This window comes from Rhizobium sp. Rhizsp42, assembly GCF_047304155.1.
Lineage (GTDB): Bacteria > Pseudomonadota > Alphaproteobacteria > Rhizobiales > Rhizobiaceae > Rhizobium.
In genome coordinates, this window is the sequence record NZ_JBGLYS010000010.1 from 84,862 (window position 1) to 102,206 (window position 17,345).

At 61.1% G+C, this 17,345-nt stretch carries 13 protein-coding genes and 1 pseudogene; 5 read left to right on the plus strand and 9 right to left on the minus strand.

Features of this window, described 5'->3' with window-relative positions:
• The first annotated feature begins 4 nt into the window (after nucleotides 1-4).
• From ACCD05_RS12335 to ACCD05_RS12350, 4 genes are read left to right on the plus strand one after another with little or no spacing between them, the layout of a single operon-like run.
• Entirely contained in the window at nucleotides 5-1,279 is a 1,275-nt protein-coding gene (locus ACCD05_RS12335) for an ABC transporter substrate-binding protein (protein WP_413392944.1), read from the plus strand.
• A gap of 54 nt (nucleotides 1,280-1,333) precedes the next feature.
• Entirely contained in the window at nucleotides 1,334-2,197 is an 864-nt protein-coding gene (locus ACCD05_RS12340) for a carbohydrate ABC transporter permease (protein ID WP_413392946.1), read from the plus strand.
• Nucleotides 2,194-3,018, plus strand: a complete 825-nt coding sequence (locus ACCD05_RS12345) for a carbohydrate ABC transporter permease (protein WP_111564526.1) — start codon at nucleotides 2,194-2,196, stop codon at nucleotides 3,016-3,018. The genes ACCD05_RS12340 and ACCD05_RS12345 overlap by 4 nt, the downstream gene beginning before the upstream one ends.
• Nucleotides 3,019-3,021: 3 nt before the next feature.
• Nucleotides 3,022-4,002, plus strand: coding sequence for an ABC transporter ATP-binding protein (locus ACCD05_RS12350; protein ID WP_413392948.1), 981 nt, complete (start codon nucleotides 3,022-3,024; stop codon nucleotides 4,000-4,002).
• 64 nt (nucleotides 4,003-4,066) lie between these two features.
• Here the strand turns inward: ACCD05_RS12350 and ACCD05_RS12355 are convergent.
• Nucleotides 4,067-4,462, minus strand: a pseudogene (locus ACCD05_RS12355) (two-component sensor histidine kinase); the annotation flags it as partial.
• Nucleotides 4,463-4,959: 497 nt separating this feature from the next.
• On the opposite strand from ACCD05_RS12355, the gene ACCD05_RS12360 reads away from it, so the two are divergent.
• The gene (locus ACCD05_RS12360; protein WP_413392950.1) at nucleotides 4,960-8,163 is read left to right on the plus strand and encodes an autotransporter domain-containing protein; all 3,204 of its coding nucleotides are present in this window, start codon (nucleotides 4,960-4,962) and stop codon (nucleotides 8,161-8,163) included.
• 490 nt (nucleotides 8,164-8,653) lie between these two features.
• On the opposite strand, the gene ACCD05_RS12365 is transcribed toward ACCD05_RS12360, so the two are convergent.
• The 8 genes from ACCD05_RS12365 to ACCD05_RS12400 form a co-directional block, all read right to left on the minus strand.
• Nucleotides 8,654-8,836 carry a hypothetical protein gene (locus ACCD05_RS12365; RefSeq protein WP_413393078.1) on the minus strand — a complete coding sequence of 61 codons (183 nt, stop codon included), beginning with the start codon at nucleotides 8,834-8,836 and terminating at the stop codon, nucleotides 8,654-8,656.
• A 233-nt stretch (nucleotides 8,837-9,069) separates the two neighbouring features.
• Nucleotides 9,070-9,360: a LysR family transcriptional regulator gene (locus ACCD05_RS12370; RefSeq protein ID WP_413392952.1), complete on the minus strand. Its 291-nt coding sequence runs from the start codon at nucleotides 9,358-9,360 to the stop codon at nucleotides 9,070-9,072.
• Between the two features lie 808 nt (nucleotides 9,361-10,168).
• Nucleotides 10,169-11,470 (minus strand): replication-associated recombination protein A, encoded by a 1,302-nt coding sequence (locus tag ACCD05_RS12375; protein ID WP_413392954.1) that lies wholly within the window; start codon nucleotides 11,468-11,470, stop codon nucleotides 10,169-10,171.
• Nucleotides 11,471-11,708: 238 nt separating this feature from the next.
• Nucleotides 11,709-13,325, minus strand: coding sequence for an FGGY-family carbohydrate kinase (locus ACCD05_RS12380; RefSeq protein WP_413392956.1), 1,617 nt, complete (start codon nucleotides 13,323-13,325; stop codon nucleotides 11,709-11,711).
• Nucleotides 13,326-13,386: 61 nt separating this feature from the next.
• Nucleotides 13,387-14,115, minus strand: a complete 729-nt coding sequence (locus ACCD05_RS12385) for an SDR family oxidoreductase (RefSeq protein ID WP_413392958.1) — start codon at nucleotides 14,113-14,115, stop codon at nucleotides 13,387-13,389.
• Nucleotides 14,116-14,137: 22 nt separating this feature from the next.
• The gene (locus ACCD05_RS12390; protein ID WP_111564520.1) at nucleotides 14,138-15,400 is read right to left on the minus strand and encodes a sugar ABC transporter permease; all 1,263 of its coding nucleotides are present in this window, start codon (nucleotides 15,398-15,400) and stop codon (nucleotides 14,138-14,140) included.
• Complete coding sequence (locus tag ACCD05_RS12395) at nucleotides 15,397-16,218, minus strand: ATP-binding cassette domain-containing protein (protein WP_413392960.1); 822 nt, start codon at nucleotides 16,216-16,218, stop codon at nucleotides 15,397-15,399. The genes ACCD05_RS12390 and ACCD05_RS12395 overlap by 4 nt, the downstream gene beginning before the upstream one ends.
• 69 nt (nucleotides 16,219-16,287) lie before the next feature.
• Complete coding sequence (locus ACCD05_RS12400; RefSeq protein WP_413392962.1) at nucleotides 16,288-17,334, minus strand: sugar ABC transporter substrate-binding protein; 1,047 nt, start codon at nucleotides 17,332-17,334, stop codon at nucleotides 16,288-16,290.
• Nucleotides 17,335-17,345: the final 11 nt, after the last annotated feature.

The following is a 17,345-nucleotide window of genomic DNA, read 5'->3' on the forward strand; positions in this document are numbered from 1 at the left end:
GACCATGCGGATGACCAAGTGCAGTATCATCGCGGCGGCCACTTTGGCGCTGGCGAGTAGCGTCGCCCACGCAGACGTGACATTGAGCGTATTGATCGACACGAACCCGGAAACCATCGCTTCCTTCGATGCCGTTTCCAAAGCCTATAGCGAGAAGCGTCCGGATGTGACCTTCGACGTGGAGCAGCGAGCGGGCGGTTCCGAGGGCGACAACATCGTCAAGACGCGGCTGGCGACCGGCGAGATGCCTGACATTTTCCAGTATAACAGCGGCTCTCTGTTCCAGGCCTTGAAGCCCGAGCAGACGATGGCTGATCTCTCCGATCTCCCATCCGCCGCCGGTATTCTCGAAAGTTTCAAGAAGGTGGTCAGCGGATCCGATGGTCATGTGCGCGGGATACCCTTCGGCCCGGCGATGGGCGGCGGGATTTTCTACAACAGGAAGATCTACGCGGAGCTCCGCCTGCAGCCGCCGAAAACCTGGGCCGAATTCATGTCCAACAACGAGAAGATCAAGGCAGCCGGCAAGGTCGCCATCGCCCAGACATACGGCACGACCTGGACATCGCAGATCTTCGTCCTGGCGGACTTCTTCAACGTCCAGACCGAAGTTCCGACCTTTGCTGACGATTACACCGCCAACAAGGTCAAGTACGCCACGACACCCGCGGCACTTCGCGGTTTCGAGCATCAGGAAGAGGTCGCAAAGGCGGGATTCTTTAACGAGGATTTCGGCGCGGCGAGTTTCGATGACGGTATGCGCATGGTCTCGACCGGTGAGGCAGCGCACTACCCTAGCCTGACCTTCGGGATTGGTAACATCCAGCAGAACTTTCCCGACAACGTTAAAGACGTCGGCTTTTTCGCGGAACCCGGGACCGATGCGGCGAAGAACGGTTTGACGATCTGGATGCCGGCGGCACTCTATCTGTCAGCCAAGGCCGAGCATCTCGACGAAGCCAAGAAGTTCCTCGATTTCGTGGCCTCCAAGGAAGGTTGCGAGCTGATGGCGAAGGCCGTTCCGTCGGGTCCTTATCTGATCAAGGGCTGCGAACTGCCGAAGGACGTGCCGCAAGCCGTCACGGACATGCTGCCGTATTTCCAGACGGAAGGCCGTGCCGGCCCGGCGCTGGAATTCCTGTCGCCCGTGAAAGGACCGGCGCTCGAGCAGATCACCGTCGAGGTTGGAACAGGTATCCGTTCGGCCAAGGACGCTGCCGCGCTTTACGACCAGGACGTCGCCAAGCAGGCCAAGCAGCTCGGCCTCCCGAACTGGTAACATCCAGACGCACCTTGCCCGGCAAATATCCGGGCAAGGTGCCTAGGAGCCGCCATGGTTATACGCAAGTCACCCTACCCCTATTGGTTCATCCTGCCGGCGGCGGTCATCTTCACCGTCCTGTTCCTGGCACCCACGATCGCATCCTTCTGGTTCAGCCTGACACGTTGGGATCTGTTTACGACAGAGTTCATCGGGCTTGAGAACTACAAGCAGTTCTTTCGCGAGCCTTTCCTCATCCAGGGGCTGACCAACACTGTCATCTATGCGGTGGCGACGTCGGCCGCGAAGACGGTTCTCGGCCTGCTTCTGGCTGTGCTGCTGACATCCGGCCTCTGGGCTCAGGGTCTTCTTCGAACGGTAATCTTCTTTCCCGTGCTGGTGTCGACCATCGGCGTCGGTATTACCTTCTCCGTTCTCATGCATCCGACGCGTGGCATCATCAATGTCGCGCTGGCCGCCATCGGCGTACACGGACCGGGCTGGCTGACGGATCCGGCGCTGGCGCTCTATTCGATCGTGCTCGTCGATCTCTGGAAGGGCATCGGGCTTGCGACGGTAATCTACATCGCCGGACTGGCATCCATCAGCGCCGACTACTACGAAGCCGCGCGCATCGACGGCGCAACCAGAACGCAGATGCTCTTTCGCGTCACCATACCGCTGGTCAAGCCGGCGACGATTACCGTCATCACCCTGTCGCTGATCGGCGGGCTGCGCAGCTTCGATCTGATCTGGGCGATGACAAAGGGTGGCCCCGGATTTTCCTCGGATGTGCTCGCGAGTGTGATCTACAAGCAATATCAGGCGGGTTTTTACGGCCTCTCGACGGCCGGGAACGTCATACTGTTCGTGCTGATCGCGGTGATCGTTCTGCCGCTCACCTTTTGGCTTAATCGCAGGGAGGTCGATGTATGACCCGGCGCCAGTTTTACACCGGAGCCTCGGCGCTCGCCGCATGCTGCGTGATCTTCGTCATGCCGTTCCTGTTCATCTTTCTGACGGCCGCGAAAACCAAGCAGGATGCCGCGGCGCTTAAATTCACATTGCCGAGCGAATGGCAACTCTGGACGAATTTCGTGGATGTGATCCAGGCCCGCAATTACATGCTGCTGCTGGCGTACTTCAACTCGACGGTCATCACGGTTGTTGCCGTCACGTTGCTCGTGCTGTTCGGCGCGATGGTGGGCTATGTGCTGCAGCGCCGGCCATCGCGATGGAACGCGGTGATCTATGCCTTTGTGCTCGCCGGTTTGATGATCCCGCCAGCCGTGGTACCGACGATCTGGGTGTTGCAGGCGCTTGGCTTGTTCAAGACGATTTCCGGCATGGTCCTGATCCAGGTCGCCTACGGCCTGTCGTTCACCGTGCTGCTTTTTCGAAGCTTCATCGCGACGATCCCGCGCGATCTGGACGAGGCGGCGATCATCGACGGCGCAAAGCCGCTGCAGATCTTCTTCCGCGTTGTGCTTCCCTTGCTGAAGCCGGTGACCGTGACCGTCATCGTCGTCCAGTCGATTGCGATCTTCAACGATTTCACCAACCCGCTCTACTATTTGCCCGGCCGGGAAAACGTGACCGTGCAGCTCACCCTCTATAATTTCCAGGGACAGTTCCAGACGCAGTTCAACCTGCTGTTCATGAACATCCTGCTTGTGACCATTCCGCCGCTGATCGTGTTCATCTTCTTCAATCGACAGATCGTGGCGGGCATGACGGCCGGCGCAGTGAAAGGATAAGCCATGACCAGCGTTGTTCTCGATGGCGTCAAGAAGAGCTTTGGCAGCCTCGAAGTCATCAAGGGCGTCGATCTCAACATCGGCGCCGGAGAATTTTGTGTGTTCGTCGGACCTTCGGGCTGCGGAAAGTCGACGTTGCTGAGGATGATCTCGGGCCTGGAAACATCAAGCGCCGGAAAGATCGTCATCGACAACAAGGATGTGACCGACGCCGAACCCTCCGAGCGTGGCATCGCGATGGTGTTTCAATCCTATGCTCTCTACCCGCACCTCACGGTCGCCGAGAATATCGGCTTCGGTCTCTCGCTCGCGAGACGCCCGAAGGCGGAAATCGCCGAGAAGGTGAAGCAGACCGCGGACATTTTGCAGCTCTCGCATCTGCTCGATCGTAAGCCGAAAGCACTTTCCGGCGGCCAGCGGCAGCGCGTGGCGATCGGGCGAGCGATCATCCGCAATCCGAAGGTGTTTCTGTTCGACGAGCCGCTTTCCAACCTCGACGCTTCGCTGCGCTCTCAGATGCGCATGGAGCTCACCGAGCTGCATGCCCGCCTTGGCGCGACGATGATCTACGTGACCCACGACCAGGTGGAAGCTATGACCATGGCCGACAAGATCGTGGTGTTGAACGGCGGTCACATCGAGCAGGTCGGCTCTCCGATGGCGCTCTACAACGGTCCGCGGACCGCCTTTGTCGCGGGCTTCATCGGATCCCCCAAGATGAACCTGTTCGACGGAGCCCTGGCCAAGGCCGAGGGGTGCCGGGTGTACGGAATCCGGCCTGAGCACCTGGCGCTTTCCTCGACCGATGGTAAATGGCGGGGCACAGTCCGGCATATCGAGCGGCTGGGAGCGGATTCGATCATTCATCTCGATGTCGACACCCTCGGAGCCGTGCTCGTAAGGGCTGATGGCGACAGCACCATCAGCGTTGGCGACACGGCATTTGCCTCGCCCTTGCCAAACAAGGAACATCGTTTTTCTTGAGACAGGTTCGGAAGCAAGCGCCGGCCATCGCGGATGGCATCGGAAGCTATTCGTCTTTTCGGGCTTAAGCCACGCGATCCCGCGCCGGCCGCACTCTCGGGACCGTTCGTGTCAACGACACTTTCCTTCCCTTGATCGCGGTGTCGGTGCGTCCTTCCTTCGGAAGAGCTATGATCGCCCTCAAGCCAGGATCATTGGAGCGGAGAATGATGTCGCCGCCGTGCTGGCGCGCGATCGCCCGTGCGATGGACAAGCCAGGGCCGACACCACCCGCAAGCGACTGCACAATATGCACGCGCGCTTTCCCACCGTAGCGCACGGCGTTTTCAGCGCGATTGCGCACAGCGCGCCGCAATCCATCCGGGCGGCATCGATAGGTCATCGTGGGGCCCTCGACATATTCGACGGCCTGGCCGAGATCGGAAAGATCGTCGCAGATGCTCTCGAGTAGGGTTTCAAGGAGGCGGCGACTTGACGCGCAACCGGCTCGTCCGACAGTTCGCTCTGGCTTGCACCTGCTCTAGCTGTAGGCGAACGAGGAACTCATGCGGCGACGACAACGTCTTTGAGACCTTTCCGATCACCTTGGAGCCCAGGATTTACAGATCGGGTGTCGCAGCTGCCGACGCCGTTTGGCCGATCGTTGGTGCTTTTTGCCGAAAGCGGACGGCACAAGCGGCGTCGCTCCATGCATTAGCAATTCGTTAACCGGGCTTGGATAGAAATTGTTAACCATCCCGTCGATGCATGGCGGGTGCCAGTTAGCCTCGACCGAACCAGATGAAATCACCGCTCTCGGCATTCTCCCGCCGCCTAGGCTTGTTCACGGCACTTGCATCGGTCACGCTGCCGGCGCACTGCCTTGCCCAGTCCGCGTGGTCCGGTACCGCGGACAATGAGTTCAGCAATTCATCCAACTGGACCCCATCCGCGCCCGGGTCCAGCGACAGCGCGCGCGTGGATACAGGTTCCCCGCAGGTCACGACGGACGTCACGATCGGCCATCTCGATGTGGGTGGTGGCAACGTTACCGTCACCTCTGACGGTACGCTCAATGCGGCGAGCGGCATTACGATCAGCGCGGGCAGCCTTGGCATCAACCAGGGGGGCGTCGTCAACTCGAATGTCAGGCTGGACGGCGGCAGCCTCTCTCTTGATGGCAACCTCAATGGCCAGCTAACCCTCAATAACGGCAATGTCACCGTAACCGGCACCGGCACGCTCACCAGCGCCGAGGTCAATGCCGGGACGGCCCTTACCAATAATGGCGCCACCGGCGCTGCGAACATCTCCGCTGGCGGAACATTGGTCAACAACAGCGGCGCGACGATCGCGACGGTCACCAATGCCGGTATGGCGTCGAACGCCGGTGCGGTAGGCAGCCTGACCAATACGGCGGGGACCTTCACCAATAACGTCGGCGGAACGGTTAGCGGAAAGACGACCATCACGGGTGGGACCGTCACGAACAACTTCGTCATCACCGATGCGGATGTGGCCGCCACCGCTGCCTTCATCAACAACGCCGGAGCTTCAGCCGGCGCGATCAGGAATTCCGGCACCGTTACAAACGCGGGAACGATCGCCTCCATCCAGAACGAGGCTGGATCATTCACCAACAATACGGGCGGCATCGTCACCGGTACTACCAACGTCGACGGCGGGAATGTGACGAACAACGCCACGCTCAATGGGGTTGAGGTCGGCACGGCGGGCATCCTCACCAACACCAGCGGCGCCATCGCGGGTGCGGTCACGAACGCCGGCACCACATCCAACGCCGGCACGATTGCGAGCCTGACCAATACGGCGGGCACCTTCATCAACAACGCCGGCGGAACGGTGACCGGAAAGACCACCGTCACTGGCGGAACCGTCACGAACAACTTCGTCATCACCGATGCCGACGTCGCCGCCACCGCCGCCTTTATCAACAATACGGGAGCCACGGCCGGTGCAATCAGGACCTCCGGCACCGTTACAAACGCCGGCACGGTCGCCTCCCTGCAAAGCGATGCCGGAACCTTCGTCAATAATGCAGGTGGGGTCGTTAGTGGCAATACCAGCGTCAATGGCGGCATCGTTACGAACAACGCCACGCTCAACGGCGTCGAGGTCGGCACGGCGGGCATCTTCACCAACGCCACTGGCGCGACCGCCGGGGATGTCACGAATGCCGGCACCACATCCAATGCCGGCACGGTTGCCAGCCTGACCAATAGGGCTGGCACTTTCACCAACAACGCCGGCGGCACGATTGCAGGGCAAACCGTGGTCGCGGGCGGAACCGTGATCAACAATTTCGTCGTGACCGACGCCGACGTCGCGGCCGTGGCCTCGTTCGTGAACAACAGTGGGGCCACGGCGGGCGCGATCAGGAACTCCGGCAGCGTCACAAATGCCGGAACGATCGCCTCCGTTCAAAACGACGGTGGGAGTTTCGTCAACAACGCGGGTGGATCGGTAACCGGCAACACGACAGTGAGCGGAGGTGAGGTCGTCAACAATGCGACATTGGCCAACGTCGATGTCGGCGCGCGGGGCACCCTCATCAACAACAATGGCGCAGTGGCGGGAACGATTACAAATGCCGGCAGCACCGCAAACGACGGGACTGTCGCCGCATTGGTGAACAATGGCGGCACGTTCTCAAACACCGGAACGATAGCGGGAACGGCAACGGTTTCGGGCGGCGCGCTGATCAACGACGGCCTTATCTCGGGCGCGGTCGACGTCAATGACGGCGGTCTGCTATCCGGTAGCGGCGCCGTCGGCGAGCTCCTCGTGAATGTCGGCGGCTCGTTGTCACCAGGACCGGGTATCGCGACGCTCACCGTCAACGGCGATCTGACGTTTGGCGCCGGCTCGACCTATCAGGTGGACATCCAGGCCGACGGCCGTTCCGACAGTGTCAATGCGACAGGCGCGGTTGCCATCCAGGGAGGCACGCTCGACATCAGAGCGGCTGGCGGCAATTATGCGACGACAAGCAGCTACACAATCCTGACCGCCGGAAGCGTTACTGGCGCCTTCGATACGATCTCAAGCGATTTTGCCTTTTTGTCTCCGACACTCACCTATGATGTCACCGGCATAGACATGACGCTCGATCGCAACAATGTGCGCTTTGCCGACGTCGCCGATACGGCGAATGGTCGGGCAACCGCTACGGCCGTGGAAGCATCAGGGTCGGGCAACGCGGTCTATGATGCAGTGTTGTCACTGGATGACATCACCGCGAAAAGCGCATTCTCGCAACTGAGCGGCGAGGTTCATGCCTCGCTCAAGAGCGCCCTCCTGTGGGAGAGCCGCTTCACACGCGAGGCGATCCTCAATGACATCGCTTCACGCGAGGACGACGCGGTTTTCTGGACCTCCGGCTACGCGTCGTCCAACCGTTGGTCGAACAATGGAAATGCGGCGGGAATCGATACCGGCCTTTCCGGTGTCGTGTTTGGAGCCGATGCGCCGATCTCCGATCAATGGCGCGTTGGCGCGATAGCGGGTTACAGCAGAGGCTCCTTGGACCAGGCGGACGCGGATTCCTACCACGCCGGCCTTTATGCCACGGGCGACTTCGGGCCGATAACCCTCACAAGCGGCGCGGTTTACTCCCATAACGAAGCTTCAATACACAGGGACGTCTCGTTTGGAACATTTTCGAATGAACTGAACGCCGAGTATGCGAGCGCCACCAGCCAGCTGTTCGCCGATGTCTCGTGGACGCAACAATGGAATGCCGTCACGTTCCAGCCATTTGCCAACCTCGCTTACGTCAACCTCAAGACCGACGCATTTCAGGAAAGTGGCGGTGCTGCAGCTCTGTCATCGGCGGGCGGTAACGATGCAATCGCCACATCGACGGTTGGGTTGCGTTGGTCCATGGATTGGTCGCAAGGCGACGTGCCTATCCTGTTCTCCGGCATGTTGGGATGGCGACATGTCGCGGGTGATGTGACGCCATATTCCAGCCTCGCCTTCGCCGGCGGTTCGCCATTCCTCATCGGTGGCGTCGATATTCCGGAAAACTCGGTCGTGACACAGTTTGGTATTTCGGCGAAGCTTTCCAAGTCGGCGCGCCTGACACTCGCCTATACCGGTGAGTTTGGCAAAGATCTGCGCTCCAGTGCGGCACAGATCAATTTTGTCACACGTTTCTAGAGGCCGAGCCCTCAAGGGCATCAGGCGTAGCCCTTGGCAAGAGCCGGTGCAATCTGGAGCGTGCCATCGCCTCGATAACATGAGTTGCCGGAATTGTCAGAGTTGACGATCGCTGTAAATGCCACCCTTGATGGATACGGCTTATTCCCAGGATCTGCTTACGATTTTTCTAAGTCGACGTAAGCGTTTGCATCTTACGATAGCCCGGCACGTGCGATCTCGGTCGACAGCCGAGGAAGTCGTGCGGGACACGTTTTTGCAACTTTGGGAGCGCCGATCCCCCTGCCGCAACGGTCGATGCTATCCGGCTACGTAGTTCGCACAGGGCGTAATCTTGCGATCGATTTCAATCGACGCGCGCGCATCGTTCCTTGGTTTTGATGTTGTTCTGCTGGAAACCCGTCACGTGAAGGCCGCGCTGTCGGCGATGATTATCAAGACGGACTTTGCCGCTCCGCCGGTAGCATTTAAAAAAATGACGGCTCCGCCATCAGTGCTTCGCATGATGATCGCCGCGGTCGCCTTCGCCGCGCTTCGCTTCGGTCTGCGACTTGTGGCGTTTGTCCGCGCAGAGCGAACGACCGATGTCGGTCGATTTATTGAACTTGCCGTCCTTGGCGCGACGGACGTATCGCTTATCCGTCCCTGTATCGACGAGTTCGCGTTTTGACATCATTTTCTCCTCGGTTGAGGATATGAAACGCGCAAGATTCCACAATGTTGCGGACTGCTCAGCGGGCTACGCTAAACCAGCTGGATGCGCCACTGGAGCTCCGCCATGCGCACGAGCGCTAAAGGACCGGGCCATCCGCTACGTCTGTGATACGGTGTCACCCGCGCCGCTCTGTTTCAAGAACAATGTGCGCCTTTGCAAAGTCCCGCATATCGCCGTGCCATTAGAGATCATCATTGCTGAGGGAGTTCATCGGGACAAAAGGGCATATTGCCGATCGCCTCTTCCGCGGCGGCCACTTCGTCCAAGATGCGGCACGCATGGGCGTAGAACATCTCACCCGTCTCGGTCAGGCGAAGACACCTCGTCGAGCGCTCTATTAAGACCCGGCCGACTTCGGCCTCTAACCTCGCCAGAGCCCTGCTCACAGACGACTTAGGCATTTTGAGTGACCGCGCAGCACCCGAAATGCTTTTAACATCGGCGATCAACGCAAAGACGGCGAGGTCTGTAAGGTGGAACATTCAACAAGGCTCACATGTTTAGGCACGGATGTCCACAGCTCGTTGTGTTGTTCATCGATGCAGAAACAATGAAAGGCTAGAGGATGAGAAACGTTTTCATCGCAATCGGCATAGCTCTTTTGACCACAGGCTCGGTCCACGCGTTCGATGCTAAGGGTAAGGGCGGGTACGACAGCTTGCTCGGAGGTGACGCGAATGTGTGTCACCGCGAACCGTGGCGCTGTACAAAACACCCTGAGCGCGCCGAGCGACGCTATTACCGCGACCGAGATTTCAGAGAAAGCAACCGTCACTACGATCGACGTGATCGCGACTGGCGACGTCGCCATGACAGCGACTGGTACGACTAGCTTAGGGCACTGTGTCCGTTTTCTGTCAGCGGTTGATCGTCCACGACCGATGAGTTCCAGACCGGCAAGCTCGAAGGCCTGAGGCTGGGCACCGGTATCACCGCCATAGGCGAACGCCCCGGCGACCTGGAAAACCGCTTCTTCGTCGATGGCTACTACACCCTGGATGCGTCACTCGCCTACAAGATCAACGAGCATCTGGATTTCTCGCTTATCGGTCGTAACCTGACCGACCAACACTACATCGAAACCACAAAGGGCAGAACAGACAACTACGCGGGGAGGCCGATCAACGTCATGGCATCCCTCAAGGCGAGTTTCTGACAGCTTAAAGGGAGCCGTTCCTCCCCTCCCAACGGCTCCCTTTTATACGCCAACATCCCGTGATCTGCCCGTTCAACCCAGGCGTTCTCAGTCCGCCGTGCGCGGGCACGCAGCGATCTGCGGAACGAACGACCTCAGCGACGAACGGGCGGCATCCCGGTGACACGTTCCCAGAACTCATCGGCCCGTTTTTCAAATGTCGATGCGCCGCGCGCGTCGCTCTGGTAGAAGGCTCCCCGGGGGATCCCTTCCGCATAGGTCTGCTCGACCCAGCCTCGAGCATCATCATGCGGAAACTGGTATCCGACATGGCCGAGCGAAGCAGCCCCCTTGTAATGCGCATCACGCAAATGCAGCGGGACGCTTTCCGGGGGCTGCGAGGCGACGTACTGAAGAGCAAGCCCTAGGCCTCGGGAAGCCGAACTCGACTTCGGCGCACGCGCCAGATGAAGGGCGGCATGTGCCAGGATCGTCTGCGCTTCCGGATATCCGATTTTCTCGACCGCCTGTGAAGCCGCCACCGCGGTTTGGAGCACCGAGTTATCGGCCAATCCGATATCTTCCGACGCATGAATCATGATGCGCCGGGCGATGTAGCGCGGATCCTCGCCGCCGTGGATCAGCCGTGCGAGCCAATAGAGCGTCGCGTCCGGATCCGAACCGCGCATGGATTTGATGAAGGCCGAGACGATGTCGTAATGGGCATCACCCGAACGATCGTGATTGATGGGGGCAGACGCGTAGGCTTCGTCGATCATGTCATCTGTGATGACGATGTCTTCATCGCCAGCGTGACCGACGGCCAGGCTCTCCAATGTGGTGAGAGCTCGGCGGGCGTCTCCACCCGACCGGCCGGCAATCAGCCGGACCATATCGGGCGTCAGGACAATCGGAATGTCGGTCGCGTGCAGATGATCGATGCCGCGCCGAACGACCTGTTCCATTTCACCAAGCGTCAAGGGCTCGAGCCGAATGATCGTCGAGCGAGACACAAGAGCGGGTGTCAGGACATGGAACGGATTGCCAGTCGTGGCGCCGATGAAGTCGACGAGCCCCTCTTCGCAAAGTGCCAGAAGATCGTCGGTCTGGGTCGCCGAGAAGCGCTGAACCTCATCGACGAAAATCAGGGTTGGATGGATGCGGGCGTCGTCCGCGATCCGGCGGATATCGGCAACGCCCGCCCGTGTCGCATTGAGAGGTCGGAACGTCTTGCCAAGCATGTTGCCGACGGCGCGGGCGATCGACGTCTTGCCGAGGCCGGGAGGACCGTAAAGTATGATGCTTCCCAGCCGGCCTGCCGCGATACGCCGGCGCAGGATGGAGCCAGGAGCAACAACAGCTTCCTGGCCAATGATGTCGTCGAGCGTCGCTGGCCTCAGCGCCGCGGCAAGAGGTTGCGGATTCATCCGTCCAGCAGTGTCAAACAGGTCGCTCATCAGGTCATCCGGCGGATCGGCAATCACTCATCCGTGGCTCGTCAGCCATTTTGCCGCTCACAACGCGCCGTGATCGGCAGATGCCCGGTTTAAGATGAAGATACCGGATCCGCAAGACATCTGGCGCAAGGCCATATCGCGCAGCACCTGCCCGACATGCTTTTGCCTGCGATCCGGTCCGTGGACTTCCAGCACTTCCAGCAAAAGCGCGACGGATGGGGCAAAGGCCTATCCTTGATCAGCAATCACGCACTTGCTGCCCCAACTGCTGCAACAGCTTGAAAGCGTCATATCTCCGCAGGTGAATATCGGCGGCCGGGCCCGCGGATGGCGTGAACGTTCCGTCGACCATCGTCAGCATGCTCATCGCGTCGCGAACATCGCGGTAACTGCCACTGGCGACCGCGCCAAGAATGGCCGCGCCCAGCAACACCGGTTCATCGGCTGACGTCGCGACGATGGGCTTACCACAGGCATCCGCCAAAAGCTGACGAACGAAAGCCTGCTGCCCGGCCCCGCCGCTGATGACGACCGTATCGATCTCGACACCCGCCTGCGCTTGTGCGTCGATGATCTGCCTGAGCCCATAACCGATGCCATAGAGCCCCGCCACGTAGAGCCGGACGAGGCTGTCGATATCGCGCTCCATGCCGAGACCCGCGATCAGCGCGCGGGCGTGCGGATCGGCCAGCGGTGCGCGGTTACCCAGGAATTCGGGAACGACGTGAAGACCTGTCACGAGCGAGGTGGCATCAGCGCCTGCCGCGCTGGCGGCGAGGTCGGCAAGCATGACGGGGAGCGGTTGGCCTTTGTCTTTTGCAATTTGCGTCGCTTCCGCCGCGGCAGGATGAAAGGAGAGAAGCTGTTCGATCGCAGCACCCGCGGCACTCTGGCCGCCTTCATTGAGCCAAAGCCCAGGAACCATCGCGGAATAATAGGGCCCCCAAACGCCCTGGACGAAGGCCGGTTCGACTGTTGATGTCATCGTGCAGGATGAGGTGCCGAAGACATAGCCGAGGTTCGCCGTCGGTCCGTCCCCGAAGCCGACCGTACCGATCCCGCCGGCATGGGCATCGATCAGTCCGGCGGCAACCGCCGTCCCCGGCAAAAGCCCGAGCTCCGCCGCCGCAGCCGGCGTCAGGCCGCCACCAAGCGCCGAGCCCGGTTCGACAATCGTCTGGCCGATGCGGGCAAAGCCTTCATCCGCCAGCGCGCCGAGGCCGATCTCCTCGAAATATGTCGGGTCCCAGCGTTTCTCGTGCGCGAGATAGGTCCACTTGCAGGTCACCGTGCAGGTGGATCGCGAGAGATCGCCGGTGGCGCGCCAGGTCAGGTAATCGGCGAGATCGAGGAACTGCCACGCCGCGTCGAACACGTCAGGCCGGTTCTCCTTCAGCCACAGCAGCTTTGGCGTTTCCATCTCGGGAGAGATGCGCCCGCCGACATAGCGCAGGACCTCATGGCCGAGCGCATTGATCCGCTCCGCCTGCGAAACCGCCCGGTGATCCATCCAGACGATGATGTTGCGCTCGGGATCCTCCGATGGGCCGACCGGCAAGGGCTTGCCCTGGTCACCGAGGACGACGAGCGAGCATGTCGCGTCGAAGCCCAGTCCGACGACGGTCTCCGGGCTTACGCCTGCATCTTGAACGGACTGACGCACGGCGTCGCGGACCGCCCGCCAGATCTCGTTGCTCGACTGTTCGACGATCGATCCCGCCTCGCGGTAAAGCGTGATGTCGCGCTTGGCCGAAGCCAGCATCCGTCCGCCGAGATCGAACACCCCCGCGCGAGCGCTTCCGGTGCCGACGTCAACGCCGATCACGTAGCGCGGTGTTTGGACTTCGTCGCTCATGGTCTCTCATCTTTCTGGCATGAATGGCTGATGCCCGCGCATCGCGCGGAGATCACGGTCTCTAGAGGTCGACGCTGTTGGGGAGGATCACGAGGTCACGAATGGTCACGTTGCGCGGCCGCGATAGCATGAAGAGCACGCAGTCGGCGACCTCCCTTGGCTGCATCAGGCTGCCATTGGCAAGCGCTTCCTCCATCTTCGCCTTCGGCCAGTCATCAAGCAGCGCGGTCACGACCGGACCCGGCAGGACAGCGCCGACGCGTACGCCGTGTTGCGCGACCTGGCGGCGTGTCGAATGCACGAATGCCTGCACCGCGAATTTCGAGGCGGTGTAGATCGGTTCCCAGACAACCGGCACGACACCGGCGATCGAGCTGGTGAACAGGATGTCGCCCGACTTCTGGGCGATCATGTGCGGCAACACGGCATGAACGGAGCGGAAGGCTGCGTTGACGTTGAGGTTCAGCATCCTGTCCCAGGCATCGGGATCGCCTTCGGCGACCTGCCCGCCGATATAGGCGCCGGCATTGGCGTGGAAAATGTCGAGCCCACCAGCGATCTCCAAAATCCTGGGAAGGATGCCAGAGAGTTGCTTGCCGTCGAGAAGATCGACGACGAGAGGGAATGCGCGCTCGCCGAACTCCGCGCAGATTTCATCCAGTCTGTCCTTGGCGCGGTCGATGAGAACGACGGTCGCGCCTTCGGCGTGCAATGTGCGGGCGCATTCGAGGCCGATGCCGGAAGCCGAGCCGGTGATGGCGGCGACTTTGCCTTTCATGAGGTCGGTCATGAATTTACTCCTAGAAGTTTGATCAGGCGCGTCCGTGGCTGACGCGGGAACGACGGGCGAGCGAGTCGACGATGACGGCAATGGCGAGAACGCCGCCCGTGATCATGTAGCGCAACGACGAGCTGAGGTTGAGCAGGGTCAGGCCGTTGGAGATCGCCTGGATGACGATGATCCCGAGCAGCGCGGAATAGGCGCTGCCACGGCCGCCGAAGAGGCTCGTCCCACCGATCACGGCGGCGGCGATGGCGTTGAGGTTGACGTCACCAGTGCCGGCCTGCTGGCTCGATGAGGCAAGACGCGAGGCTGACAAAATGCCGCCGATGGTGGCAAGCGTCGAGCAAAGCACGAAGGCGCTCAGATAGATGCGGCGAACATTGATGCCGGCGCGCCGCGCGGCTTCGCGATTGCCGCCGACCGCGAACATCGAGCGTCCCCATTGGGTACGCGTCAGGCCGTAGTTCAAGACCACCGCGATGGCGACGAACAGGCCGAACATCCACGGAATGCCGCGACCGAGGTTGAGATAGTAGACCGCGAATTCGAGTGCCGCGGTCAGCACGACGGCCTTGATGGCTGTCGCCGCGAAGGGCTGCGACGATAGGTTGACGGCAGCGCGTTGCTGGCGTGTCCGCAGGCCCTTGGCGATGATCACGGCGCCTGGAATGAGAGCGAGCAGATAAGACAGCCAATCGGGCATCACCAGGATCTGGCCGAAGCGGACGAGCGGGGAAGCATAGGGAAGGTTGATGCTGCCACTCGGGCCTAGGATGTAAAGCTGCATGCCGAGCAGCGCCAGCAGGCCGGCAAGCGTCGCCACGAAGCTTGGCATTCCCAGCCGATTGTAAAGCACGGCGTAGACGGTCCCGATGACCGCGCCGGCCGCGATGGCCGCGATGATCGCGACGACAAACGGGAGGCCGTTGTTCACCCAGAGAACGCCGAGAATGGCGGATGACAGGCCGCTCATCGAGCCAACGGAGAGATCGATCTCGCCGAGCATCAGCACGCAGACGATGCCGAGTGAAATGATGCCGACGGTCGCGCAGTCGAAGAGCAGGTTGACGAGGTTGTTGGGCGCGAGGAACACCGGATTGAGAAGCGAGAAGACCGTCGAGATGACGATCAACCCGACCGCGACGGGAAGCATGCCCAAATCGCCGGATTTGACGCGATCGATAAAAGCGCCGACCATCGCCATCATGCTGTCGTCATGGCGGACGCGTTCGTCGCTGCGATCGAGCGTCGTGGCGGGTGCGAGTGTTGTATCGGATGGTTTCTGGCTCATGCCGGTCTCCCGCTGTTTTCCTGCGCCGTGCCTGTCTTGCGCTCGATGCGGCGCGAGACGGAATTTTCCGTGGCACCCGTGATCGAGGCCACGAGTTCCTGGTTGGAGGCATCTGGCGTGAAGACGCCGTTGTTTCGGCCCAGCCGCAATACGACGATGCGATCGGCGACGGCGCGGACGTCTTCCATGTTGTGGCTGATGATGATGACGCCCAGGCCGCGATCACGGACCCGCTCGATCAGATTGAGCACCTCGGCGGTCTGCGCGACGCCGAGTGCGGCCGTCGGCTCGTCGAGCATGATGATCCTCGGATTGAGGAGGAGCGACCTTGCAATCGCTACCGTCTGGCGTTGACCGCCGGACAGAGAGGCGATCGGCTCCCTGACGGATGGGATGCGCGCGGCCAGCTCCCGAAGCAGTGTCCAGGCTCGGACCTCCATCGCCACCTCGTCGAGCGACCACGGCGAGAGCTCATGCCCGAGGAACAGGTTGGCGACGACGTCGAGGTTCTCGCAGAGCGCCAGATCCTGGAAGACGGTGGCGATGCCGAGTTCCAGCGCCTTGCCGGGGCTGTCTAGCGATACACTCTGACCGCAGAACTCGATCGAGCCGGACGATGGCTGGTGAACGCCCGCCAGGACCTTTACCAGGGTCGACTTGCCGGCGCCGTTATCTCCCACCAGGGCCACGACTTCGCCCGCCTTGACGTCCAGTTCGATATCGGTCAGCGCCGAGACGGCACCGAAATTCTTCGACACGTTTCGTAGTCGCAGGATGGGCTGCCCGCGCTCCGGTACATTGCTTGCTGTGGTGCTCATGGCTGAGGGCCTTTGTACGTCCTTGAGAAACCGGCCGCACGCGGTGCGGCCGGAATGGCGGATCGGCTCTTAGTCGCCGATACCGAGCTTCTTGCAGCCCTCGGCATATTCGCCGGTGCAGATCTGCTCAGCCGTCTGGATCTTCTTGTCGAAGATTTCCGCCTTTATGTTTTCGGCGGTGACGACGGCCGGGATGAAGAGCTGCGACGGCGTGTTGTAGAGCGTCGTCTTGGCTTCCGGCTTCTCGCCCTTGATGAGCTGGACAGCGACCTGTGCGGCCGCCGCCGCTACGATCTCGGAAGGCTTGGAGATCGTGTTGTACTGGTCGCCCGAGATGATGAGCTGCAGTGCCGCGATCGTCGCGTCGTTGCCGGTGACCGGCGGAACGGGGTTGACGCCCGCCGCCTTGAACGCGGCGATCGCACCACCGCCGGTGCCGTCATTGGCGGCGACCACGCCCTTGATATCGGCGCCGAAGCGCGTGATCTGGCCGGCGGCCCATTCCTGCGCCTTCGGCGGCGCCCATTCCGGCGTGTCGAATTCGGCAAGCGTCTTGTACTGGGATTCCTTAAGCCCGCGATGGATGCCGTCGCGAATAAGGCCGGCGGCCGCATCGGTCGGGGAGCCGTTGATCTCAAGCACGCCGGCACCATCAGGCACACCGGCCTTCTTCAGATGCTCGACAAGCGACTTGGCAATCGCGTAGCCGATACCTTCATTGTCGAAGGACACGTAGAAATCAGCCGGCTTGTCCGGGATCGGACGGTCATAGGCGATAACCTTGACGTCCTGGGACTGCGCGAGCTCCACGAGGCCCGCGGCCGCGGCCGAGTCGACCGGATCGAGGACCACGACCTTGGCTCCCTGGGCAATCACCGAGTTGAACTGTTGCTGCTGCAGCGACGCGTCGCCATTGGCGTTCTGGTAGACGACAGTGCACTTGGCGCACAGTTTTTCCATTTCCGCCTTGAAGCCCGGAAAATCGTGCTGCTCGTAGCGGGTCGACGCCTGATCGGGCATCAGGAACGCCACCGTGGACGCTTCCTGGGCGAATGCTGCTCCGCCGAGCGCCATCAGGATGGTCGCCGACATCAGGGAAAGTTTGCAATAGGTCATGTTCTCCTCCT

Coding starts and splice junctions, on each gene's coding strand:
- ACCD05_RS12335 (WP_413392944.1), top strand. CDS start 5: ATGCGGATGACCAAGTGCAGTATCATCGCGGCGGCCACTTTGGCGCTG.
- ACCD05_RS12340 (WP_413392946.1), top strand. CDS start 1,334: ATGGTTATACGCAAGTCACCCTACCCCTATTGGTTCATCCTGCCGGCG.
- ACCD05_RS12345 (WP_111564526.1), top strand. CDS start 2,194: ATGACCCGGCGCCAGTTTTACACCGGAGCCTCGGCGCTCGCCGCATGC.
- ACCD05_RS12350 (WP_413392948.1), top strand. CDS start 3,022: ATGACCAGCGTTGTTCTCGATGGCGTCAAGAAGAGCTTTGGCAGCCTC.
- ACCD05_RS12365 (WP_413393078.1), bottom strand. CDS start 8,836: ATGTCAAAACGCGAACTCGTCGATACAGGGACGGATAAGCGATACGTC.
- ACCD05_RS12370 (WP_413392952.1), bottom strand. CDS start 9,360: ATGTTCCACCTTACAGACCTCGCCGTCTTTGCGTTGATCGCCGATGTT.
- ACCD05_RS12375 (WP_413392954.1), bottom strand. CDS start 11,470: ATGAGCGACCTGTTTGACACTGCTGGACGGATGAATCCGCAACCTCTT.
- ACCD05_RS12380 (WP_413392956.1), bottom strand. CDS start 13,325: ATGAGCGACGAAGTCCAAACACCGCGCTACGTGATCGGCGTTGACGTC.
- ACCD05_RS12385 (WP_413392958.1), bottom strand. CDS start 14,115: ATGACCGACCTCATGAAAGGCAAAGTCGCCGCCATCACCGGCTCGGCT.
- ACCD05_RS12390 (WP_111564520.1), bottom strand. CDS start 15,400: ATGAGCCAGAAACCATCCGATACAACACTCGCACCCGCCACGACGCTC.
- ACCD05_RS12395 (WP_413392960.1), bottom strand. CDS start 16,218: ATGAGCACCACAGCAAGCAATGTACCGGAGCGCGGGCAGCCCATCCTG.
- ACCD05_RS12400 (WP_413392962.1), bottom strand. CDS start 17,334: ATGACCTATTGCAAACTTTCCCTGATGTCGGCGACCATCCTGATGGCG.